This window comes from Aeromonas sp. 55A (assembly GCF_051919665.1).
In the GTDB taxonomy this organism is placed as follows: Bacteria; Pseudomonadota; Gammaproteobacteria; order Enterobacterales; family Aeromonadaceae; genus Aeromonas; species Aeromonas veronii.
In genome coordinates this window covers 1,597,501-1,620,278 of sequence record NZ_JBQBEH010000008.1, presented here as the reverse complement: position 1 = coordinate 1,620,278, position 22,778 = coordinate 1,597,501, and the positions used below count along the sequence as shown (strand labels likewise).

Annotated in this window: 17 protein-coding genes and 2 rRNA genes (1 of these 19 running past the window's edge); 7 read left to right on the top strand and 12 right to left on the bottom strand. The window is 56.0% G+C overall.

Annotation, left to right across the window (positions count from 1 at the left end; translation table 11 throughout):
• Positions 1–54 precede the first annotated feature (54 nt).
• The 8 genes from ACTG2G_RS11540 to rfaD all read right to left on the bottom strand — a co-directional run bounded on the left by ACTG2G_RS11540 (position 55) and on the right by rfaD (position 9,417).
• Complete coding sequence (locus tag ACTG2G_RS11540; RefSeq protein WP_439985444.1) at positions 55–1,185, bottom strand: ABC transporter substrate-binding protein; 1,131 nt, start codon at positions 1,183–1,185, stop codon at positions 55–57.
• A 57-nt stretch (positions 1,186–1,242) separates the two neighbouring features.
• A complete protein-coding gene (locus tag ACTG2G_RS11535; RefSeq protein ID WP_429204467.1) occupies positions 1,243–1,878 on the bottom strand; it encodes a LysE family translocator in 636 nt (211 codons plus the stop codon).
• A gap of 40 nt (positions 1,879–1,918) precedes the next feature.
• Positions 1,919–2,740 (bottom strand): helix-turn-helix transcriptional regulator, encoded by an 822-nt coding sequence (locus ACTG2G_RS11530; RefSeq protein WP_139399884.1) that lies wholly within the window; start codon positions 2,738–2,740, stop codon positions 1,919–1,921.
• A gap of 198 nt (positions 2,741–2,938) precedes the next feature.
• Positions 2,939–4,150 (bottom strand): 3-deoxy-D-manno-octulosonic acid transferase, encoded by a 1,212-nt coding sequence (locus ACTG2G_RS11525; protein ID WP_202003574.1) that lies wholly within the window; start codon positions 4,148–4,150, stop codon positions 2,939–2,941.
• Positions 4,151–4,393: 243 nt separating this feature from the next.
• Positions 4,394–5,302, bottom strand: a complete 909-nt coding sequence (locus ACTG2G_RS11520) for a glycosyltransferase family 2 protein (RefSeq protein WP_421388167.1) — start codon at positions 5,300–5,302, stop codon at positions 4,394–4,396.
• 31 nt (positions 5,303–5,333) lie between these two features.
• Positions 5,334–6,578 carry an O-antigen ligase family protein gene (locus ACTG2G_RS11515; RefSeq protein WP_421388165.1) on the bottom strand — a complete coding sequence of 415 codons (1,245 nt, stop codon included), beginning with the start codon at positions 6,576–6,578 and terminating at the stop codon, positions 5,334–5,336.
• A gap of 3 nt (positions 6,579–6,581) precedes the next feature.
• Positions 6,582–8,342, bottom strand: a complete 1,761-nt coding sequence (locus tag ACTG2G_RS11510; RefSeq protein ID WP_421388164.1) for a polysaccharide deacetylase family protein — start codon at positions 8,340–8,342, stop codon at positions 6,582–6,584.
• 118 nt (positions 8,343–8,460) lie between these two features.
• The gene (rfaD, locus tag ACTG2G_RS11505) at positions 8,461–9,417 is read right to left on the bottom strand and encodes an ADP-glyceromanno-heptose 6-epimerase (RefSeq protein ID WP_005340846.1); all 957 of its coding nucleotides are present in this window, start codon (positions 9,415–9,417) and stop codon (positions 8,461–8,463) included.
• 158 nt (positions 9,418–9,575) lie between these two features.
• Here rfaD and ACTG2G_RS11500 point away from each other — a divergent pair, with 158 nt between their 5' ends.
• The 5 genes from ACTG2G_RS11500 to ACTG2G_RS11480 all read left to right on the top strand — a co-directional run bounded on the left by ACTG2G_RS11500 (position 9,576) and on the right by ACTG2G_RS11480 (position 15,624).
• Positions 9,576–10,220, top strand: a complete 645-nt coding sequence (locus ACTG2G_RS11500; RefSeq protein ID WP_100644767.1) for a TetR/AcrR family transcriptional regulator — start codon at positions 9,576–9,578, stop codon at positions 10,218–10,220.
• Positions 10,221–10,335: 115 nt separating this feature from the next.
• Positions 10,336–11,526, top strand: coding sequence for a glycine C-acetyltransferase (locus ACTG2G_RS11495; protein ID WP_127007235.1), 1,191 nt, complete (start codon positions 10,336–10,338; stop codon positions 11,524–11,526).
• A gap of 55 nt (positions 11,527–11,581) precedes the next feature.
• Positions 11,582–12,610 (top strand): L-threonine 3-dehydrogenase, encoded by a 1,029-nt coding sequence (tdh, locus tag ACTG2G_RS11490; RefSeq protein ID WP_005340852.1) that lies wholly within the window; start codon positions 11,582–11,584, stop codon positions 12,608–12,610.
• 197 nt (positions 12,611–12,807) lie between these two features.
• Complete coding sequence (locus tag ACTG2G_RS11485; RefSeq protein WP_041234042.1) at positions 12,808–13,263, top strand: c-type cytochrome; 456 nt, start codon at positions 12,808–12,810, stop codon at positions 13,261–13,263.
• Positions 13,264–13,347: 84 nt separating this feature from the next.
• The gene (locus ACTG2G_RS11480) at positions 13,348–15,624 is read left to right on the top strand and encodes a putative bifunctional diguanylate cyclase/phosphodiesterase (protein ID WP_439985443.1); all 2,277 of its coding nucleotides are present in this window, start codon (positions 13,348–13,350) and stop codon (positions 15,622–15,624) included.
• A gap of 2 nt (positions 15,625–15,626) precedes the next feature.
• Here the strand turns inward: ACTG2G_RS11480 and rep are convergent, their stop codons facing one another.
• Positions 15,627–17,639, bottom strand: a complete 2,013-nt coding sequence (gene rep, locus ACTG2G_RS11475) for a DNA helicase Rep (protein ID WP_005340859.1) — start codon at positions 17,637–17,639, stop codon at positions 15,627–15,629.
• Positions 17,640–17,820: 181 nt separating this feature from the next.
• On the opposite strand from rep, the gene ACTG2G_RS11470 reads away from it, so the two are divergent.
• On the top strand, positions 17,821–19,041 hold the full coding sequence (locus tag ACTG2G_RS11470; RefSeq protein ID WP_421388157.1) for an aminotransferase class V-fold PLP-dependent enzyme: 1,221 nt from the start codon (positions 17,821–17,823) through the stop codon (positions 19,039–19,041).
• 13 nt (positions 19,042–19,054) lie between these two features.
• Positions 19,055–19,489, top strand: coding sequence for a SufE family protein (locus ACTG2G_RS11465; protein ID WP_058056434.1), 435 nt, complete (start codon positions 19,055–19,057; stop codon positions 19,487–19,489).
• A 21-nt stretch (positions 19,490–19,510) separates the two neighbouring features.
• Here ACTG2G_RS11465 and tcdA read toward each other — a convergent pair whose 3' ends face one another.
• The 3 genes from tcdA to ACTG2G_RS11450 form a co-directional block, all read right to left on the bottom strand.
• Positions 19,511–20,347, bottom strand: a complete 837-nt coding sequence (gene tcdA / locus ACTG2G_RS11460) for a tRNA cyclic N6-threonylcarbamoyladenosine(37) synthase TcdA (RefSeq protein ID WP_421197034.1) — start codon at positions 20,345–20,347, stop codon at positions 19,511–19,513.
• Positions 20,348–20,542: 195 nt separating this feature from the next.
• Positions 20,543–20,657 (bottom strand): 5S ribosomal RNA (gene rrf, locus ACTG2G_RS11455).
• Positions 20,658–20,775: 118 nt separating this feature from the next.
• Positions 20,776–22,778, bottom strand: a 23S ribosomal RNA gene (locus ACTG2G_RS11450) (it continues 887 nt past the right edge of the window).

Genomic DNA, 22,778 nt, shown 5'->3' with positions numbered 1-22,778 from the left:
ATCATCCATCTTGCGCAAACTTGCCTGCCGCCGGAGAAGCAGCAGGCTCATTCATCAGTTATCGAGATCCCAGGGACACTGCTTGACCAGCCCCTCTTTGCCGCTGGCGACGATCGCCTGCTGCACCATCCGTTTGTAGCGATTCTTGATATGGGCGGGCAACGCGGGCACCAGCAGCCGCTCGTCAAACTCCGGCAGCGGGCGATCCGGCAGCACCGCCTGCTCCTGCGGGCTGAGGGGCGGCCGGGAGGCAATATTGCTGGCCGAGATGGTGGGCGTGCCCACCAGCATCTGACGTTGCAGCGGCGCGCTCAGCAGAAAATCCACCAGCAGGTAGGCGGCCTTGAGCCGTGCGGGATCATCCCCGACATGGCGGGCGATGGAGATCGCATCGAGGGCATAGATGGCCCCCTCCTGCACCATGGCGATCCGCCACTGCTGCTCGTTCTGCTTGTTGCACTCCACCAACTCCAGCCCCCAGGTGGTGGCAAAGGTCTGCTGGCGCAGATCCTCACAGCGGTTGGCCTGATTGAACCAGAAGCCGCGACTGGCTCGCAGCCGCTGCGAGAGCTGCTGCTCCACCTCTTGCTGCAAGGTCTTGTCGGCCAGCATCTCGCCACTGGCAAACAGGGCGGGTGACTTGCCCAGCGAGAGCAGCACCGAAAAGAGCAGCGGCTCGAACTGGTCGCAGAACTCGGCAAACTGGCCCGGCGGCGAGCTGTTGGCGAGCACCTGCCAACTGGTGGGCGCTTGCGGCACCTGCTTGCTGTCATAGGCGAGGCTGAACATGGCATAGGAGAAGGGCACCGAGTAGTTGCGCTCCCCCTGCTTGTCATACTCGGTGTTCTTGAGGGCGGGCTTCACCTCGGGGTAGTGCTGCAGGCGACTGAAATCGATGGGGAGCAGCAGCTTGAACAGCGGCTGGTGATGGGCCTTGTAGAAGTAGCTGGTCGGCAGCACCACATCGGCGCTGCGAGTGCGCAGGGCGCGGTAGACGCTGTCGAAATCGGTCAGCAGCGGCTCGATCCGGCTGACCGTCGCCTCCACCCCATGGGCTTTGGCGTAGTCGGCAAACTGTTGTTCATAACCCACTGGCAGATAGCCCCACTCCAGCAATTTGAGCTGAACCGGGGCCGCCAGCGCCGGGGTCATCCCCAACAACCAGCAAAGAGGCAGTAGACGCATGGCCGGGTACTCCTGACAGGTAAACCTTGTTGGAGTATAGGCCCATGCGCCGACTCGTCAGACCATCAGCTCGGCGCCCATGCTCGCCAGAATGGAGAGGCTGACCACCGCAAACAGCACGCCGGTCACCAGATTGAGCGGCCGCTGCACCCGCAGCAGCAGGCGCTGGGCACGATCGGTGGAGAGGCTCCACGCCAACAGCCCGAACCAGCAGAGGGAGATGATGAAGAGCTCGCCCACCAGCAGGCTGCGGGTCATTCCATCCACCTCTGGCGTCACCATGGCGGCCAGCAGACCGATAAAGAACACCAGCGCCTTGGGGTTGAGCAGATTGGTGGCAAGGCCAGTGCGCACACCCCTGCCCCAGCCGCGCAGCTCGTTGGCGGCGCTGGCCATCAGGGTGCTGCTCTGCTGCCGAGCCGCCATCAGGGCGCCCCACCCCAACCAGCCCAGATAGAGGGCACCGCAGCACTTGATCACCATAAAAAGCAGCGGGTGGCTGGCGATCAGCATGCTGATCCCGGTCAGGCTAAGGATGGCGTGTACCATGATCGCCAGCGAGATGCCCAGCGCCGCGCCAAGGGCGGTCGGCCGGTGCAGGCTGGTACGCAGGATCAGGGCGAAATCGGGGCCGGGGCTGGCCAGTGCAATCAGGTGCATCAGGCCGAGGGTAACGAACAGACTGGTCAGCATAACAACTCTCGCTTTAACGACGGAGAGCCAGCATGGCGGATCAGCGGGGGGCGCGGCTTGTAAAAGATTGCATCTGGGCACGAAATTCGGCGGGCGTCAGACCGAATGCCTGGCGAAAGCCGTGGTGGAAGTGACTCTGATCGAAGAAACCGACCGCCAGCGCCACCTCGCTCACCGCCATCCCGCTCGCCAGCAGCCGTTTGCCCTGCTCCAGCCGCAGCCGTTTCAGCCAGGCGTAGGGGGTCATGCCGCTGCGCTTCTTGAACTGGCGCAGGAAGGCGAAACGATCGAGCCCGAGCAGCCCCGCCAGCTCTTCCAGCGAGTGGGGCTCGTCGAGGGCGGCCATCAGGTAGTCGCGCAGGAATCGCAGTTGGGGATCGGCCAGCTGGTGTACCTCAGGGGCCAGATGCAGCAGCTCCCCCAGCAGGGCGAGCAGCTGGCTCTCGATCAGCAGGCCATCGGCCTTGGGATTGTCGAGATAGCCGTGCAGCTGGGCAAAGCCCTGATAGAGGTCTGGGCGGCTCTGCAATCCCTTGTCGAAGAAGGGTTCCGGCTGCTCCGGCAGCCAAAGCGCCAGCTGCTGCGGATCGATGGCGAAGACCCGCACCTCGTACCCTTCCGGCAGCAGGCTGAGGCCGTCGTGCACCTCGTCCGGGTTAACGGTAGAGAGCACCCCGCGCACCAGATGGTGACTGTTCCCCTTGTGGATAAACTTCTGGCCACCCCGCTGCACCAGCCCGATATGGTAGTCGAGATGGACATGGCGGCCGTAGCTGAACGCCCTGTGGTGGGAGTGTGACAGCTCGACCCCCGGCAGGTGCGGGGATTGCCAATAGCGGATGAGGGAATCGGTGGTACTCATGGCTTATAGATACACCAGAAGCGGGCCTTGGACTTGTAGATTATTGCATTCCGGCTATGCCCTTGCAGCTGGTGCAATGGCCACCAAAGCAGGTCGGCTACGCCACCAGCGATAACCGGCAACCACAACCCGCTTATTGAGCTACGGAAAAAGCAAAGGGAGGCATTACGCCTCCCTTCGACTGATCACACAACCCAGTTACTTGGGTTGCAGCTTCATCTCCTGCAAATACTCCTGCACCTGCTGCTTGTAGTCCGCCTGATAGGAGAACTTGGTGCTGTCGCTCGCCGCAATCAGGTTCACCGCTGTACAAAACAGGGTGGCAGCCAGCAACCCCTTGCCAACCCACTGAGGATGGTTGCGGCTCCAGCTAACCAGCAACAGCAGGATCGGGAACAGGGCATAGGGGAATATCAGCATCAGGTGCCAATAGTTGAAGATGATGGGCGAGAGCGCCGCACTCACCAGCACAGCCAATACGGCCGCCAGCGCATAGAGGCCGAGCCAGCTCGTGCCGTCCACTGATGCACGGTCGCTGCGCAGCAGACGCGGCTTGAGATCCCGCCACAGTTGCCAGTTGGCCTTGGCCGCCAGCAGCACGGTGGCAGAGCCCACCCCGTAGATCACCACCCGCCACAGCCAGACTGCTGTCATCTGCAAATATTCATGACCCGCCAGCCAGATGAACTGGGTGTCGTTGACCAGCTTGCTGGCAAACAGCCAGGAGCCGTAACGCAGCCAGTAGATCACCGATTTCAGCACCGGATAGACATGCACCAGCCCCCATCCGATATAGCGCTGACGCGCTTCGGGATCGACGTTCTGGGTGATATGGCTGTTGCTCATCACTTCCATGGCGTAAGGGATCAGAGATGCACCGATCAACAGGGCAGCCACCACCACCCCGCTCCAGCTCACCTTGAGAATGCGGCGCCAGAACAGATAGGTGGACATTACCGCCAACAGCGGCCAGGAGTAGTGCAACTGCATCGCCATGCCGATGGCCAGCAGGTGAACAATCATGTGCCAGAAGGAGGCCCGCTCGCGCATATGCCAGGCAGACCAGCAGTGCATGGCCGAGAAGAGAAAGAGATAGGAGGGGTTGTAGAGCAGACTCTCGTACTGGAACCAGGGGTTGAGCCAGCAGAGCACCAGAAACAGCAACCGCGCATTGCCCTTCGATACGGGGTCAACAAACACCTGGCGGATAACCGCATCAAATAGCAGAAAACCGACCAACCGCATCACCAGCAGCAACACCATGGGGGCATAGGGAGAATCCCACAGTAGCAGCGGCCCACCAATCAGCCAGGCCGACAAGCTCCCCGGCACATTGCCCACCGCACTCGCAGCATTGCCATAGCTGAGCCAGACCCCCTCATAGGCTCCAAGGTAACCCTTGTAGAGCATCTGGGTCTGGTCGCCGGTGAGGAGTTGGTGGCATAAGAACAATGCGCTACAAAATAGACCTAATAATACCCCCCCCCATAAAACTCCGTGACTTGATTTTGAATTATAATTATTTTTTAACACGGACATCTCCAACACGCTTATTAAAACCACTTAATATGGATATATAACCCACCAAGTTTTCCATGTCTATAATACTAACACAGCTATCTTGCCATGCCATTTACCAACCTAGTTACCACATTAACATACGTTCCTCTGGTGATGCCTCATAGAATTCCCCAGCTTTGCCGAGCAGATCATAAAAAAAAGTACTCTCCAGCGGCCCCTGAACCTGACACAACGTATCAGTTCTTTTAAAATAAATTTAAACTTAATGACTGATGCGCTAAGCCAGGAATAATTCTTGCTTAAAAAATAAAATAACGATATGTAAAATTCTTTTTCTATATTAATATTTCTTGTCGTACTTCCACCACCAAGATGCACTATTTTAGAAGAGGGTACATAACTCACCTTCATATTCTCACGCTGCAACCTCAAACAAATATCCTCTTCTTCACAATATAAGAAATAGTTGCTATCGAAGCCGCCGACTTTAAAGTAATCACTTTTTCTAAAACACATTGCAGCCCCAGAGCCCATCTCGACATAAATAGGCTCACAGTAATCTTTCTTACGATCAGGAAATCTACGCCCTTTAAAAGCACAATATACTTTATCACCAAAAATAGAATTTATTATTCCTGGTAGATAAGCAAATGATGCCGTTCGTCTACCATCAACTTCATAAATAGAAGGAATCGAAAGAGACACTTGATTATTTTTTTCCATGTAGGAAACCAACTCTTTCAGAGCGTTTTTTTCTACTGTTGTATCATTATTTAAAAATAAAATATAGTCACCAACAGCATTATTTGCGCCAATAACATTCCCCATAGCGAAACCATGATTTATTTTATTCTTTATGAGCTGAATATGACTGCAATTTATTTTATTTAAGCCTGCTGCCAACAGTTCAACATCTGCAGATAATGAACTATTATCGACAACAATAATTTCAAAATCTTGATAATCACTTTGCAACAGGCTCTCAATACATTTAATAGTGTATATTGATGAGTTGTAGTTCAATAAAACTATTGAAATCATATCTCCCCCAAGTAAAAGACTTTCCAGCTTGTTACACTTCTTCTCTATGTGCTTCATTTAGTGAAGTAATTAATAATGAAAAACACACAAAGAAAAATACAATCCCAGAATTATGGCTAATAAATGCTTGGGAAAGACTGTAATCTATGAGTGTTAGCGATGCCACAGCCATTAAAATATACTTCATCGATAAACTTTTTTTATACTTATAAAAAACTGATATTGGATAAAAATATACTAAACAAAGTGCAAACAATCCAATTATGCCACGTTTCGCCATCTCATCCAAAAACTGATTGTGAGCATGATAGTTGAAGTTATATATAAACTCAGAAATTTTACCCTGCTCTAACTGTTGCTTGTGTATCTGCCGAATACCATTATTACCCCAGCCAAATATTGGTTTTTTTTGAAAAGCATCCCAAGCACTTGACCACAATTGAAATCTAATACCTAAAGATGTATCCAGATTCTCACCATCAATGAACTGAACTATATCACTTTTTGCTGTTTTAATTCTGTCTAACACACCGGTCTGAGGAGTTGAAACAATACCAAAACCACCAATAACAATGCATGTAAATACCCATAACAAATAACGACGACCTGATCTTTGATAATGCATAACTATTGTGGTGATAATGACTGGAAGCAGCACCCATCCTCCTCTAGTACCAGATAGAAAACTCCCCAACATCCCCATCAGACATGCCGCAAGCATAATTTTAGAAAAAACGTACTCATTATTTTCTCTATGCCAAAAATATCCACACAGACAAAATAGACCGAGTGTCATACTTATATTTCCTGATTGAATAGGCATTCCATCACCAAATGCACGCTCCATGCCAATATATATTTTGTCATATATTGCAATGAAACCGGATATGATAGCACCCAAAGCGAATCCGGATATGATGGAAACGAGGTGTACTCGATGTTTGGATAATAATGGTAAAATAATGGCCGCCATTAAGGCTCTACTGGGTCTGTCTAGTTCTTTGAGTGCACCATTATCCAAGGAAATCGATATGGCCTGAACCATAAAATAAAAAATAAATATCCAGAAAAGGATCTTCGCCTCTCGTGACATGGCTAACCAATAATCAGCTCGCCAAAAAATAAACAGGCTCATTATTGATAATAAAACTGGACCATATGAATAACCACTAGGAATAGCTAAGCAAAGAGCACCAAACAAAAATGCTGATGTTTGTACTAAGTTATGAGTCAGATGGCTGCGAAAAGGCATGATCAGTGGTGAGCAGATGGCCATTCATTACTTCCTGAATACATAATTACCGCGAATTTTGCGCCACAATCCGAACACATCGGTTCGGGGGAAGATAGCAATCCGGCGGATCTGGAAAGGGTCCTGGTGCATCGCTTTGGGGCCGCTATTGGTAGCGACGGCAAAACGATACCCGGCGGCGATAGCCTGCTCCTTGGCACTCTCGTTCATATCTCCGTAAGGGTAGGCAAATGAGAGCAGCGGATGGCCAAGCAGGGCCTCCAGTTGGCGTTTATTCTCCTGAATTTCATGGGCTTGTTGTTCGGGTGTGAGCTTGCTCAAGCGGGGATGGGTCAGGGTATGCCCACCAATTTCCACATGACCGCTGGCGGCCAACGCCTTGACCTGCTCACCACTCATCAATGAGACCTTGGTATCCGGATTGGTCGGATGCTCCACATCCCAACGGTTATAACCTTCGCCGGTGACTACGTACACCACAGCTTTGTAACCATATTTTTCCAGCAGTGGCAGCATGCGGGTCAGGTTGTCCTGATAGCCGTCATCGGCGGTGATCATCAGATACTTCTTGCCGTATTGCAGACGGTGGATAAAGCCTTTGTCCGCCAAATCGCGGAAAGTCAGGGTTTCGTAGCCTAGCCACTTCATCAGTCGCAGATGCTTCTCGAACATGGTGACCGGCATCCAGGTGCCATGCACTCCTTTCTCGCTATCCTGCTCGATAAAACGGTGGTACATGATGACGGGCATCTCGCGGCGCAGGGTTTCGACTACGGCATCCTGATAGATGGTTTCGAGGCCGGATACTACCCCCTGCAAGCCATACTCATCCTGAATGCGTTGGCGAATGGCTTCCGGCACCACCTTGCTTGCGAGGGCGGATTCGATTTCGCCCTTCAGTGCGGCAAAATCGATGGCCAGATCCTTGGGGCCGATATCGCCAAAATTGCTGGCCAGCGCCTCGTCCAGATTCTGTTCGGTTACCAGACCAACTGCCTTGGCTTCACCAATGGCAAAGGCGGGCCGACCACAGAGCAGTGCTTCCATCGCCACCCGACCGGCGCCGATCACCAGATCGCAACTCGCCAGCAGAGCGGGCACATCGTCAACATAGCCAACAAACTCGGCACGGCCTTCGAAACGGGCAAAGCGCTCAGGCACCTTGGTACCACTGACAATCCGCACCTTGTAGGCATCCAGATCGAGTACCTCGTCGAGCAGACGGTAACAGAGCTCCCCTTTGGGGCCGCTCAAACGGCCAATGATGGCAATCACCGGCTTTGGGTTGTCCGGCGCTGGCACAGGCTGGAATTTGTCGGTTTCGATACCGTTGCGCAGCACCTGCACGATCGCGGGATCGACCCCCAGATTGTCGACAATCTGATGGGCAATATCCTCACAAACGGCAACTGCCCGATAGCCGAGAGCATGGAATGCCTTGCGCGAAGCGTGCACCGGCTGGCGACCATGAACCGTGGTGATCATCGGGGTGCCAGTCAGCTTGCAGGCCACATAACTGCTCCAGCCGGAGGCGCGGGAGTGAGCATGCACCAACTGGATATGGTGCTTTTTGATGAGATAGATAAGGTAGAAGACGTGCCAGAAGCGGCGCAGAATGCTGCGCTTGTTGAATCTCAGCTTGAAGACTGGGCCAAGAGTCGGCTTGGTCAGGGTATCTGATACATAAAAGACGTTGTGACCACGCCGGGTCAGTTCGTTACCAACCGTGGTGGCATAGACCTCAGCTCCCGTTACCTCGAGCTGGGAGAGTGCCATCAATATATTCATCGCGCGGTTACCCGGTAGAGAAGAGAGGAACGGCAAGCAGCCACAGAGACCAGAAACCGGAAGCAGGCGAGTGCCCACTTCCGGTTTTGCGCTCAAACTGCCGCGTTGTGCTCACCTGTTAGCGGTTGAGCCAAGCCATGTAATCCGCTACCCCTTCGGCAACGGTTTTGAACTCGGCGTCATAACCCACGCTGCGCAGCTTGGTCATGTCAGCCTGGGTGAAGCTCTGGTAGCGACCCTTGAGATGATCCGGGAAGGGAATGTACTCGATAGCGCCCTTCTGATGATGCTTGATCACCGCTTCGGCCACGTTCTGGAATGGCTCGGCACGGCCGGTACCGCAGTTGAAGATGCCGGAGTGCTGCGGGTTCTGCCAGAACCAGAGGTTTACCTTGCAGACGTCGTCAATATAGATGAAGTCACGCATCTGGCCACCGTTGGGGAAGCCGTCACAGCCTTCGAACAGCTTGGGATTCTCGCCCTTCTTCACCTGGGTATTGAGGTGGAAGGCGACGGAAGCCATGGAGCCTTTGTGCTGCTCGCGCGGGCCGTAGACGTTGAAGTACTTGAGGCCAACAACCTGAGAGTTGATCTCCGGCATCCAGCGGCGCACGTACTGGTCAAACAGCTGCTTGGAGTAGCCGTAGACGTTGAGCGGCTGTTCGAACTTGGGATCTTCGATGAAGTTGTCATTGCGGCCACCGTAGGTCGCGGCAGAAGAGGCGTAAATGAACGGGATTTCACGCTCGATACAGTAGTGGAACAGATCCTTGGAGTACTCGTAGTTGACCTCCATGATGAACTTGCCGTTCCACTCGGTGGTGGCAGAGCAGGCGCCTTCGTGGAAGATCACCTCGATGCCGTTGTCCCACTCTTCAAACTCGTCACCGGAGACGATGCGAGCCTGAAACTCGTCTTTGTCCATGTAGTCAGCGATGGTCAGATCGACCAGGTTGACGAACTTGGTGCCGTCGGTCAGGTCATCAATGACCACGATATCGGTCCGTCCTTGAGCGTTCAGCTGCTTGACCAGATTGCTGCCGATAAAGCCAGCACCGCCAGTTACTACGATCATGGAGTTTGCCTCTCGTACGTTGATGGCTACATGTGACTGCTTGTTAAAGCTGTGTATAGTGAGCCAATTTGAAATTGCCGAAAAGTTTATCACGGGCCGTCCGGGGATTCGACCTTGTTCAAAACTGCCCCGAGCGGAACCTGTTGGAGGAATGAGTGATGAAAACCAGAGACAGGATCATTCACAGCGCGACCGAGCTGTTCAACGATCAGGGTGAACGCAACATCACCACCAACCATATTGCGGCGCACATGGGCATCAGCCCGGGCAACCTCTACTACCACTTCCGCAATAAAGAAGACATCATCCACTCCATCTTCGACCAGTATGCCCGTCACCTGAGCGAGAGCTTCGTCCCGACCCGCAACCGTGAAATCACCCTGCAGGACCTGATGGGCTATCTGGACGCCATCTTCTATCTGATGTGGCAGTTCCGCTTCTTCTACGCCAACCTGCCGGACATCCTGAGCCGTGACGAACCGCTGCAACAGAAGTACCTCAAGGCCCAGGAGCAGATGCGCTCCTCCGTGGTCGCGCTGCTCAGAAGCCTGCGCGAAGGGGGCATTATCGATGTCAGCGATGACGACCTGCCGGATCTAGGCCAGACCATCAAGATGGTGGTGACCTGCTGGATCCCGTTCCAGATTGCCCAAGCCCCCAACACCCGCATCACCAAACCTCTGCTCTATCAGGGCGTGTTGAAGGTGCTGTTCCTGCTGCGCCCCTATGTGCAACCCCAGGTTGCCGGACAGATCCAGCAGCTGGAACAACACTACCGTCAGCTGGCCCAACCAGCTGGGTGAGATCTGTTTCACATTTGTTGAATATCAGCACAATCATTTGAATTTACCGCAACAGATTGCAGTAAAATGTCGCCCTCTGTTGATACGCAGCTGAAATAGCCACTAAGGATCGAGGATGTCTAACGGATTCTATCGTCACCTGACCGAGCAACTGAACCAGGTGCAAGCTGAAGGGTTGTACAAGCAGGAGCGCATCATCACCTCCGCCCAGCAGGCCAGCATCGCCGTCGGCGGTGAGCAGGTACTGAACTTCTGTGCCAACAACTATCTTGGGCTGGCCAACCACCCGGATCTGATCGCTGCCGCCCATCAGGGACTCGACAGCCATGGCTTCGGCATGGCCTCGGTGCGCTTCATCTGTGGCACCCAGGATCAGCACAAAGCGCTGGAGCAGAAGATGTCTGCCTTCCTCGGCACCGAAGATACCATCCTCTACTCCTCCTGTTTCGATGCCAACGGCGGTCTTTTTGAGACCCTGTTCGGCGCCGAAGATGCCATCATCTCCGATGCCCTCAACCACGCCTCCATCATCGACGGCGTGCGGCTGTGCAAGGCCAAGCGCTATCGCTACGCCAACAACGACATGGCCGAGCTGGAAGCCCAGCTCAAGCAGGCTGATGCTGACGGCGCCCGCTTCAAGCTGATCGCCACCGACGGTGTCTTCTCCATGGATGGGGTCATCGCCGACCTCAAATCCATCTGCGATCTGGCGGACAAATACGATGCGCTGGTGATGGTGGATGATTCCCACGCCGTCGGCTTTATCGGCGAAAACGGTCGTGGCACCCACGAATATTGCGGCGTGATGGAGCGGGTCGACATCATCACCGGCACCTTGGGCAAGGCGCTCGGCGGCGCGTCCGGTGGCTATACCTCCGGCAAGAAAGAGGTGATCGACTGGCTGCGTCAGCGCTCCCGCCCGTATCTCTTCTCCAACTCGCTGGCCCCCTCCATCGTTGCCGCCACCATCAAGGTGATCGACATGCTGGCCGAGGGTCACGACCTGCGCGCCCGCCTGAAAGAGAACAGCCGTTACTTCCGCGAGCGGATGAGCGCCGCTGGCTTCACTCTGGCTGGCGCCGACCACGCCATCATTCCGGTGATGCTGGGGGATGCCAAACTGGCCTCCGAAATGGCAAGCCGCATGCTAGCAGCTGGCATCTATGTGGTGGGCTTCTCCTTCCCGGTCGTGCCCAAGGGGCAGGCCCGCATTCGTACCCAGATGTCTGCCGCTCACACCCGCGAGCAGCTGGACAAGGCGATCGACGCCTTTATCCGCATCGGCCGTGAACTCGGCGTTATCTGATTTGAATCAAGGGGCTGCAGCCCCTTTTTTCTGCATTCATATTGAAGGAACAGCCATGAAAGCACTCTCCAAACTGCACAAAGAGGTCGGCATCTGGATGACGGATGTGCCGGCCCCCGAGCTCGGCCACAACGATCTGCTGATCAAGATCCGCAAAACCGCCATCTGCGGCACCGATATCCACATCTACAACTGGGACGAGTGGTCCCAGAAGACCATTCCGGTACCCATGGTGGTCGGCCACGAATATGTCGGCGAAGTGGTCGCCATCGGTCAGGAGGTGCGCGGCTTCGCCATCGGCGATCGGGTCTCCGGCGAAGGGCACATCACCTGCGGTCATTGCCGCAACTGCCGCGCTGGCCGCACTCACCTCTGTCGCAACACCATTGGCGTTGGCGTCAACCGCCCGGGCGCCTTTGCCGAGTATCTGGTGATCCCCGCATTCAACGCCTTCAAGCTGCCGGACAACATCCCGGACGAGCTGGCTGCCATCTTCGACCCGTTCGGCAATGCGGTGCACACCGCCCTCTCCTTCGATCTGGTGGGTGAAGATGTGCTCATTACCGGGGCAGGTCCTATCGGCATCATGGCTGCCGCCGTCTGCCGCCATGTGGGTGCGCGCCACGTGGTGATCACCGATGTCAACGAATACCGGCTGGAGCTAGCCCGCAAGATGGGCGCCACCCGCGCGGTCAACGTGGCCAAGGAGAAGCTGGCCGACGTGATGAGCGAGCTGGGCATGACCGAAGGCTTCGATGTGGGGCTGGAGATGTCCGGCGTCCCGAGCGCCTTCCAGGAGATGCTCGACAAGATGAACCACGGCGGCAAGATCGCCATGCTTGGCATCCCGCCCTCCACCATGGCCATCGACTGGAACAAGGTGATCTTCAAGGGGCTGTTTATCAAAGGGATCTATGGCCGCGAGATGTTCGAGACCTGGTACAAAATGGCCAGCCTGATCCAGTCCGGGCTGGATCTCTCCCCCATCATCACCCACAGATTCCACATCGACGAATTCCAGCAGGGGTTCGATGCGATGCGCTCCGGCCACTCCGGCAAGGTGATCCTGAGCTGGGATAAATAGGCCGTTTCACCCCTTGGTTACCCGAAACCCGGCGAATGCCGGGTTTCTTTTTATCTCCACCACCCGAATTGCCGTGATATCGGCCAAAACTTTGCACGCAGAGTGTTTAACACTTCACACACAAGCGTTTAAATGGCTGTAACTATTCGGTTATAATCCCGTCGTTTACATGGATAATAAAAGACTGCTGGGAGTATATGAGCGTGTTGAAAAAACTGAGCTATTTGCTGGCTGTCGGGATGACGGCCGCCAGCTTGTCTGGGGCAGTGCTTGCTGCCGATGAGATGTCACCGGAGGCCATTGCCGAGCGGATCAAACCAATCGGTCAGGTCTATACCGCCAAGGATCTGGAAGGTATTGCCGGCGCGAGTGCTGCACCGACGGCGGCCGCCTCTTCCGGTCCCCGCGATGGCGAAACGGTATACAAGGGCGCCTGCTTTGCCTGTCACGACACCGGCGCCGCTGGTGCCCCCAAACGGGGTGACAAGGCCGCCTGGGATCCTCGCATCGCCCAGGGCATTGATACTCTCAAGAAACATGCCATTGAAGGCTTTACCGGCAAGTCCGGCATGATGCCTCCGCGCGGCACCTGTGCGAACTGTAGTGATGAAGAGATTGAAAACGCCATCCACTACATGATCGACAAGCTGTAAGTATTTGAAAGGGCCGCAATTGCGGCCCTTTCAATCTATCGGCTTCCGACTACTCTTGTAAGGTAGACATATCGGGAGTTACACATGTCGGCCCAATCCATCGAACCCCACTACTCAACTCCTCTGTTGGCGTTGGTCTCTGCCATTATGGACTTCCCGGCGCCACAAACCGCCACGTCTGACGATTACGATTCCCTGATCCAGCAGATTGACCAACTCTGCCCACTGCAACATTTCGGCATGCTGGGCCTTTCCGATACCGGTCTGAACTGGCTTTACGCCTACAAGGTCAGCGACATCTTCAAGCAACAGCTGGGCCGTGAGCAGTCCCGCATAACCGATCAGCTCACCCAGCTGGATGAGGCCGAAGGGTGGTGCGTCTTCCCCATCGAGCATGGCCAGATACAGTGGTTGCTGGCGCGTGGCACACCAGCCGACCTGCCGACCCTGCGTCTGCTACTGGAGTGTCTGGCCAAACGGCTGACCGAAACCCAGGCGGGATCCCATCTCACCGAGCTCCCTTCACCGCTGATCCGCAAAGACCCGAACTGGAAAAAGAAAATCGAGAGCATCAGCCGCATCATGCGGCTCGCCAATACCCTGCCGGCCCAGGCGCTCTTCTCCCAACTGGAAGCGGTACTGCGCCAGATGCTCACCATCGAGGACATGCTGCTGGTCAGGCTAACCAGTCAGAAGCTGGAAAAGATCTACCCTGCCCATCCCCATCAGGGAGACGAGTTCATCAGCGGCTTGTGCCACAGCACCAGCAATATCGAGGTGAGCAGGGAGTCACGCTACTGGCACAGCATGCCGCTGCGGCTGCAACAACAGTACTTCGCCCACTTCATCATCAGCACGGCTCAACCGCTGGAAACCGACGACAAGCTGTTTCTCGACTTCCTGCGTGGCCAGCTCACCCTGCTGCTGGAGCTGAGACGGATCCGCCAGCAGCTCAACGACATCAATACCGAAGACTCCATCAACCAACGGCTGCAACAGCTGCGTCAGACCAACCTCAGGCTGCAAAAGCAGCTCAAGCAGCATCAGGAGCTGGAACGGCGGCTGCAATTCGATGCGCTTCACGACCCGCTGACCCAGCTGCCCAACCGCGCGCTGTTGATGAACCACCTCAACCACGCCATGACCCACTACAACCGCTACAAGTCACCAGGATTCGCGGTGATTTTTATCGATGTGGATCATTTCAAGCAGATAAATGACACCCTGGGCCACAGCGCTGGCGATCAGCTGCTCAAGGAGGTGAGCCGCCGCCTGCAAACCTGCATCCGGCAAAACGATCTGGTGGCCAGACTGGGGGGCGACGAGTTTGTCATCTATCTGGACAGCAGCAAGAGCGACGATGACATCAGCCCGGTGCTCAACCGCATTATCAGCCGCCTCTCCTACCCGTTCCGGCTACTCGGCAACGAATTGAGCATTACCGTCAGCCTTGGGGTATCGAGCGTCTCCGAGCAAACCTCAGATATCAGCCAGCTGCTCCATCAGGCCGATTTGGCCATGTATCAGGCCAAGCGCAATGGTCGCAGTCGCATCGTCAGCTACTCGGATGATTGCATCAACCAGAACTGGAATTCGCCGGAAGAGATGCTGGCCAGAGCCCTGCGGGAGGGGCGTATCGTCCCCTATTTCCAGCCGGTAATCCGGCTGCAGGATAGCCGCCTGACCGGACTGGAGGTGATGGCGCGCTGGCTGACCGAGGAGGGGATTCTAAAGGATGCGTTCGACTTTATTCCGCTGGCGGAGCAGTGCGGCCTGATTCTGGAGCTGGATTACCAGATCCTGCGCCACACCTGCCAACAGCTGAAGAACTGGCTGCCAATCTCCGGGCAGGGCAAGTTCAAGATCGCCATCAATCTGTCGGGCAAGCATCTGGTCAACCATGACCACATCATGCGGCTGATGGGAATTATCGAAGAGGAAGGGGTCGCCCCCAGCTATCTGATTTTTGAATTCAACGAGCGGGAGCTGTCGCGACAAGATTCCGATGCGCTGGCATCCCTTCATGACCTGAGGGCCAAGGGTATCCAGATCAGCCTCGATGATTTCGGCACCGGTTTCTCCTCTCTCAACGCCCTGTTCCACTTCCCGGTGGATTACATCAAGGTGGATGACAGCTTTACCCAGCGGATGCTGCAATCGCCCAAAGATTTGGCGCTGATCCGCGCCATGCGGGATATCTGTCAGGATCTCGATTACACCCTGGTAGTCGAGGGGATCGAGAACCAGCAGCAATTGCAGAAGCTGATTGATATCGGCTGCCGGATGGGGCAAGGGCGCTATATCTCTCCGCCCATGCCGGGAGCAGATATAGTACCGCTACTGACCCCAGCCAATCCTTAGAGTTAATCCTTCTTGAACAACGCCCGCAGGTTGGCAACACCGACCTGCCCCTTCTGCTGGCGCTCCTCGGCAGTCACCTTCTTCTGGTTTTCCCATTCAAGGTCATCCTGCGGCAGCTCCAGCAGGAAGCGGCTCGGCTCTGGCCGTACCGACTCGCCAAACTGGCGCCGCTCCTTGCAGAGGGTAAAGGTCAGCTCGGTCTGGGCCCGGGTGATCCCCACGTAGGCGAGACGCCGCTCCTCCTCCACATTGTCCTCGTCGATGCTGGTCTGGTGGGGGAGCAAGCCCTCCTCCATCCCCACCATGTAGACATAGGGGAACTCCAGCCCCTTGGAGGCATGCAGGGTCATCAACTGCACCTGATCCGCATCATCCTCCCCTTCGTTGCGCTCCATCATGTCGCGCAAGGTGAGGCGAGTGACCACCTGAGCCAGCGTCATCGACTCCTCCAGCTCATCCCCTTCCAGCATCTCGGTGATCCAGCGATAGAGGGTGGAGACGTTCTGCATCCGCATTTCGGCCGCTTTCGGGCTGGGCGAGGTCTCGTAGAGCCACTCTTCGTAGTGGATCTCCTTGATCATGTCCCGCACCGCCTCCACCGGATTGCCGCGCAGCGCCTGATCACCAAGACGAACCAGCCAGTTGGTAAATGCCTGCAGGGCCACGAGGCCACGGCCGGAGAGGTGCTGTTCCAGCCCCAGCTCGAAGCTGGCGGCAAACAGACTCTTGCCGCGCTGGTTGGCGTATTGGCCCAGCTTCTCCAGCGTGGTGGGACCGATCTCGCGGCGCGGCAGGTTGACCACCCGCAGGAAGGCAGTGTCCTCATCCGGGTTCACCAGCAGCTTGAGATAGGCCATGATGTCCTTGATCTCGGTGCGGGAGAAAAACGAGGTGCCGCCGGAGATACGGTAAGGAATCCGGTTGGTCATCAGCGCCTTCTCGAAGATGCGCGACTGATGGTTGCCCCGATAGAGGATGGCGTAATCCTTGAACCGGGTGCGGTTCATAAACTTGTGGCCCATCATCTCGGCAGCGATCCGCTCCGCTTCGTGCTCCTCGTTCTTGGCGAACAGCACCTTGAGCTTCACCCCCTCATCCAGCTCGGAGAAGAGCGCCTTGTCATAGACGTGGGGATTGTTGGCGATCAGGATGTTGGCGCACTTAAGGATACGCCGCTTGGAGCGGTAGTTCTGCTCCAGCTTGATCAGCTTGAGGCTGGGGAAATCTTCGCTCAGCAGCACCAGATTCTGCGGCTTGGCACCGCGCCAGGAGTAGATGGACTGGTCATCATCCCCCACCACGGTAAAACGGGCTCGCTCACCGACGATCTGCTTCACCAGCTCGTACTGGCTGGTGTTGGTATCCTGATACTCATCGACCAGCAGATAGCGGATCTTGTTCTGCCAACGCTCGCGCACCTCCTGATTGCTCTTGAGCAGCAGGGTCGGCATCACGATGAGGTCGTCAAAATCCAGCGCGTTATAGGCCACCATCTGGCGGTGATAGCGCTCATAGAGCTGGGCCATCAGCACCTCTTCCGGCCCACGGGCGATACGCATGGCGCGGGCTGGCAGGATGAGGTCGTTCTTCCAGTTGGAGATTTGGCTGATAAGGGCCGAGAGCTTGTCCTTGTCGTTGTCGAGCTCGTCTTCAGTCAATTCTTTCAGCAGCGCCAGCTGGTCGGTATCATCGAACAGGGAGAAGTTGGCCTTGAGATTCAGACTCTTGTGCTCACGACGAATGATATCGAGGCCCAGGGTATGGAAGGTGGAGACCATCAGCCCCCGCGCCTCCTTGCGACCCAAAGTCTGGCCGACCCGCTCTTTCATCTCCCGCGCCGCCTTGTTGGTAAAGGTGACGGCGGCGATATTGCGCGCACTGTAGCCGCACTGCTGCACCAGATAGGCAATCTTGTTGGTGATGACGCGGGTCTTGCCCGATCCGGCACCCGCCAGCACCAGGCAAGGGCCGGAGACATACTTGACCGCTTCGTTCTGATTGGGGTTGAGCTTCATGGGCCGGATCTCTTGGCTTATGATGAGGGGCGGCATTGTACCAGAAATCACCCGACGAGCCGTACCTGCTGCACGGCAGGCAACCGCCAATCGGGCTTATCGCGCCTTGTGTTCGAGCGCTATTTTCAGGATCATGGCCGACCTTTCGAGATGATGACTTTTTCCAGATGATGAGGGGAGCATGAATCAGCAACAGCATGACCAACTGCGCAGCCAGTTTCCGGCCTTGGCGCAGGAGGTAAACGGCCACCCTCTGGTCTATCTGGACAACGCCGCCACCACCCAGAAGCCGCGCGCGGTACTGGATGCCATCGCTCACTACTATCGGGCCGACAATGCCAATGTGCACCGCGCCGCCCACGCTCTGAGTGACCGCGCTACCCGCGCCTTCGAAGCGGCCCGCGAGACGGTCGCCCGCTTTATCAATGCGCCCCGCAGCCACGAAGTGATCTGGACCCGTGGCACCACGGAGGCGATCAATCTGGTGGCCCAGATCTGGGGGATGAGCGAGCTCAAGGCGGGGGACGAAATTATCCTCAGTACGCTGGAGCACCACGCCAATATCGTCCCATGGCAACTGGTCGCCCAGCGTACCGGCGCGGTGATCCGGGTGATCCCCCTCGATGAGCGGGGCGATCTCGATCTGGCCGCCTATCACGCCATGCTGGGGCCACGCACCCGGCTGGTGAGCGTGGCCCACGTCTCCAATGCCCTCGGTACCGTCAATCCAGTCAAAGAGATAGTGGCTGCCGCCAAGGCGGTTGGCGCCGTGACGCTGATTGACGGTGCTCAGGCGGTGGCTCATCTCGACGTCGATGTGCAAGCCATCGGTTGCGACTTCTACGCCTTCTCCGGCCACAAGCTCTACGGCCCGACCGGCATCGGTGTGTTGTGGGGCCGCACCGAGCTATTGGAGCGGATGCCGCCCTGGCAAGCCGGTGGCGAGATGATCGATCGGGTCAGTTTCAGCGGCACCACCTTCAATACCCTGCCTTTCAAATTCGAGGCGGGCACCCCCCATATCGCTGGCGCTATCGGCCTCGCCGCCGCCATCGACTTTGTGATGGCGCAAGATAGGGAATGGCTCGCCCAACATGAGCAGGCACTGACCGACTATCTGGTAGCTGGCCTGCAACAAGTGCCGGGGTTGCGTCTGGTCGGCGAACCCGGCCAACGCGCCGGTGCGGTCTCTTTCCTGCTCGACGACATCCACCCGCAAGATGCTGCTACCCTGCTCGACATGCAGGGTATCGCCCTGCGAGTCGGCCATCACTGCGCCATGCCGCTGATGGAATCGCTCGGGATCGGCGGCACCATGCGCGCCTCGCTGGCTTGCTACAACAATCGGGATGATGTCGACGCCCTGCTGGCCGCCCTGCACAAACTCTGTGACTTCTTCTAAGGCAGACAACCGAATGAGTGACCTCGCAAGCTATACCCAGATTGGCCTTGAGCCCAACGCCGACACCATCCGCCAGCAGTTTGCCGCCGCCCACGGCTGGGAGAACCAGTATCGGCTCATCATCCAGCTCGGCAAGCAGCTGCCAGCGCTACCCGCCGAATGGCAGCAGGAGGAGTTCCGCCTCAAGGGGTGTGAAAGCCAGGCTTGGCTGAAGGGGGAACAAAGCGAGGATGGCTGCTGGCACTTTGCCTGTGATTCCGATGCCCGCATCGTGCGTGGCCTCATCGTCATTGTGCTGGCAGCACTCAACCACCAATCGTCTGCGGCGATCCAAGCATTTGATATGGAAGGGTATTTCACCGAACTGGGACTTGAGAAACACTTGAGCCCGTCACGGGGTAACGGGCTCAGAGCGATCGTACTGGCGATCCGGGAACAGGCTGTCTAACCCGCCTTGTTCAGTGGTCGATTAGGCTTCGCCAATCGATCCAGCTTCTTCATTCCCGCTATCTTTCTCGGCGCGGGCGCCCCGCTCGGCAATCTTCTTCAATACCCGGGACGCGGCAACCAGCCCGAAGGTTGCCGTCACCGGCGTCACGGCGCCAAAACCGGAGGCGCAATCCATCTTCATGGTGCCATCGCTGGCCGCTTTGGCCTGACAGGTACCGCCATTGCCATCCGGATAACTCAGCTGCTCGGTTGAGAAGACACACTCCACCCCGAATTTGCGCGCCGGATTCTTGCTGAAGTTGTGCAACCGGCGCAGGTCGGAGCGCACCTTGGCGGCCAACGGATCCTGAATGGTCTTGGCCAGATCGGCTACGGTGATTTGGGTCGGGTCCATCTGCCCGCCAGCACCACCCGCGACAATCACCGGGATCTTGTTGCGCTTGCAGAAAGCAATCAGCGCCACCTTGGCCTTGACCGAATCGATGGCATCCACCACATAGTCAAACTCCCGCTTGATATGCTCGGCCAGATTATCGGCAGTGACGAAATCATCCACCTCGATCACTTCGCAATCCGGATTGATGGCGCGAATACGCTCGGCCATCACCTCGGTCTTGAGGCGACCAACCGTACCCTGCATGGCGTGGATCTGGCGATTGGTGTTGGTGATGCAGATATCATCCATGTCGATCAGGGTGATCTGGTTGATGCCGGCACGAGCCAGCGCCTCGGCCGCCCAGGAGCCCACTCCGCCAATCCCCACAACACAGACTTTCGCCTGGCTAAAGGAACGCAGGGCATTCTGACCATAAAGACGGGCAATGCCCCCGAATCGCTGTAGATATTCTGCTTTCATACCACCACCTTGCTTGAGGGCGGCCATTATAGCGACAACCACCGCCAGCGGCGATGGCAGTTGCGGAGAAAATTGAGGAGTGAAAACAGACTAAACAGCAAAAGAAGAGGTAATAAAAGGTCAATAATCAGACGATTTTCTGATTTTCAGGCAATAAAAAACCCCGCTCATTGAGCGGGGTTTCTTGTATTGGGTGCCTGGCAGTGTCCTACTCTCGCATGGCGAATGCCACACTACCATCGGCGCTACCGCGTTTCACTTCTGAGTTCGGCATGGGATCAGGTGGTTCCACGGCGCTATGGCCGCCAGGCAAATTCTTAATCTAGAAAGCTGACGTGAATAACGAGGTTGCCTATTGGCTTCGCTATCACTGAATTAGTAGTTCGCTTAGGTTTGCTACAAGCCTTAGAACACTTCTTGGGTGTTGTATGGTTAAGCCTCACGGGTAATTAGTACGGGTTAGCTCAATGCATCGCTGCACTTACACACCCCGCCTATCAACGTTGTGGTCTCCAACGGCCCTTTAGGACCCTCAAGGGGTCAGGGATGACTCATCTCAGGGCTCGCTTCCCGCTTAGATGCTTTCAGCGGTTATCGATTCCGAACTTAGCTACCGGGCAGTGCCACTGGCGTGACAACCCGAACACCAGAGGTTCGTTCACTCCGGTCCTCTCGTACTAGGAGCAACTCCCTTCAATCATCCAACGCCCACGGCAGATAGGGACCGAACTGTCTCACGACGTTCTGAACCCAGCTCGCGTACCACTTTAAATGGCGAACAGCCATACCCTTGGGACCGACTTCAGCCCCAGGATGTGATGAGCCGACATCGAGGTGCCAAACACCGCCGTCGATATGAACTCTTGGGCGGTATCAGCCTGTTATCCCCGGAGTACCTTTTATCCGTTGAGCGATGGCCCTTCCATTCAGAACCACCGGATCACTATGACCTACTTTCGTACCTGCTCGACCTGTCCGTCTCGCAGTTAAGCTGGCTTATGCCATTGCACTAACCTCCTGATGTCCGACCAGGATTAGCCAACCTTCGTGCTCCTCCGTTACTCTTTGGGAGGAGACCGCCCCAGTCAAACTACCCACCAGGCACTGTCCGCGAGCCCGATTCAGGGCCCTGCGTTAGAACATCAAACATACAAGGGTGGTATTTCAAGGACGGCTCCAGCGCAACTGGCGTCACGCCTTCAAAGCCTCCCACCTATCCTACACATGTAGGTTCAATGTTCAGTGCCAAGCTGTAGTAAAGGTTCACGGGGTCTTTCCGTCTAGCCGCGGGTACACCGCATCTTCACGGCGAATTCGATTTCACTGAGTCTCGGGTGGAGACAGCATGGCCATGGTTACACCATTCGTGCAGGTCGGAACTTACCCGACAAGGAATTTCGCTACCTTAGGACCGTTATAGTTACGGCCGCCGTTTACCGGGGCTTCGATCAAGAGCTTCGCTTGCGCTAACCCCATCAATTAACCTTCCGGCACCGGGCAGGTGTCACACCCTATACGTCCACTTTCGTGTTTGCAGAGTGCTGTGTTTTTGATAAACAGTCCCAGCCATCTGGTCACTGCGACTCCCGACAGCTCCATCCGCAAGGGACTTCACCATCAAGAGCGAACCTTCTCCCGAAGTTACGGTTCTATTTTGCCTAGTTCCTTCACCCGAGTTCTCTCAAGCGCCTTGGTATTCTCTACCCGACCACCTGTGTCGGTTTGGGGTACGATGACTTGTAATCTGAAGCTTAGAGGCTTTTCCTGGAAGCAGGGCATCAATGGCTTCCGCACCGTAGTGCGTTCGTCTCGTGTCTCAGTGTTGTGTCTCCGGATTTGCCTAGAAACACCACCTACGCACTTTCACCAGGACAACCGTCGCCTGGCCCACCTAGCCTTCTCCGTCCCCCCATCGCAATTACAAGTCGTGCAGGAATATTAACCTGCTTCCCATCGACTACGCCTTTCGGCCTCGCCTTAGGGGTCGACTCACCCTGCCCCGATTAACGTTGGACAGGAACCCTTGGTCTTCCGGCGAGGAGGCTTTTCACCCCCTTTATCGTTACTTACGTCAGCATTCGCACTTCTGATATCTCCAGCATACCTCTCGATACACCTTCGCAGACTTACAGAACGCTCCCCTACCACTCACACATAAGTGTGAATCCGCGGCTTCGGTGCCTGGTTTGAGCCCCGTTACATCTTCCGCGCAGGCCGACTCGACTAGTGAGCTATTACGCTTTCTTTAAATGATGGCTGCTTCTAAGCCAACATCCTAGCTGTCTGAGCCTTCCCACATCGTTTCCCACTTAACCAGAACTTTGGGACCTTAGCCGGCGGTCTGGGTTGTTTCCCTCTTCACGACGGACGTTAGCACCCGCCGTGTGTCTCCCGGATATTACTTACTGGTATTCGGAGTTTGCATGGGGTT

Bases quoted from the DNA above. Each gene is read 5' to 3' on its own strand.
- ACTG2G_RS11540 (WP_439985444.1), bottom strand. From the start codon at position 1,185: ATGCGTCTACTGCCTCTTTGCTGGTTGTTGGGGATGACCCCGGCGCTG.
- ACTG2G_RS11535 (WP_429204467.1), bottom strand. From the start codon at position 1,878: ATGCTGACCAGTCTGTTCGTTACCCTCGGCCTGATGCACCTGATTGCA.
- ACTG2G_RS11530 (WP_139399884.1), bottom strand. From the start codon at position 2,740: ATGAGTACCACCGATTCCCTCATCCGCTATTGGCAATCCCCGCACCTG.
- ACTG2G_RS11525 (WP_202003574.1), bottom strand. From the start codon at position 4,150: ATGCTCTACAAGGGTTACCTTGGAGCCTATGAGGGGGTCTGGCTCAGC.
- ACTG2G_RS11520 (WP_421388167.1), bottom strand. From the start codon at position 5,302: ATGATTTCAATAGTTTTATTGAACTACAACTCATCAATATACACTATT.
- ACTG2G_RS11515 (WP_421388165.1), bottom strand. From the start codon at position 6,578: ATGGCCATCTGCTCACCACTGATCATGCCTTTTCGCAGCCATCTGACT.
- ACTG2G_RS11510 (WP_421388164.1), bottom strand. From the start codon at position 8,342: ATGAATATATTGATGGCACTCTCCCAGCTCGAGGTAACGGGAGCTGAG.
- rfaD (WP_005340846.1), bottom strand. From the start codon at position 9,417: ATGATCGTAGTAACTGGCGGTGCTGGCTTTATCGGCAGCAATCTGGTC.
- ACTG2G_RS11500 (WP_100644767.1), top strand. From the start codon at position 9,576: ATGAAAACCAGAGACAGGATCATTCACAGCGCGACCGAGCTGTTCAAC.
- ACTG2G_RS11495 (WP_127007235.1), top strand. From the start codon at position 10,336: ATGTCTAACGGATTCTATCGTCACCTGACCGAGCAACTGAACCAGGTG.
- tdh (WP_005340852.1), top strand. From the start codon at position 11,582: ATGAAAGCACTCTCCAAACTGCACAAAGAGGTCGGCATCTGGATGACG.
- ACTG2G_RS11485 (WP_041234042.1), top strand. From the start codon at position 12,808: ATGAGCGTGTTGAAAAAACTGAGCTATTTGCTGGCTGTCGGGATGACG.
- ACTG2G_RS11480 (WP_439985443.1), top strand. From the start codon at position 13,348: ATGTCGGCCCAATCCATCGAACCCCACTACTCAACTCCTCTGTTGGCG.
- rep (WP_005340859.1), bottom strand. From the start codon at position 17,639: ATGAAGCTCAACCCCAATCAGAACGAAGCGGTCAAGTATGTCTCCGGC.
- ACTG2G_RS11470 (WP_421388157.1), top strand. From the start codon at position 17,821: ATGAATCAGCAACAGCATGACCAACTGCGCAGCCAGTTTCCGGCCTTG.
- ACTG2G_RS11465 (WP_058056434.1), top strand. From the start codon at position 19,055: ATGAGTGACCTCGCAAGCTATACCCAGATTGGCCTTGAGCCCAACGCC.
- tcdA (WP_421197034.1), bottom strand. From the start codon at position 20,347: ATGAAAGCAGAATATCTACAGCGATTCGGGGGCATTGCCCGTCTTTAT.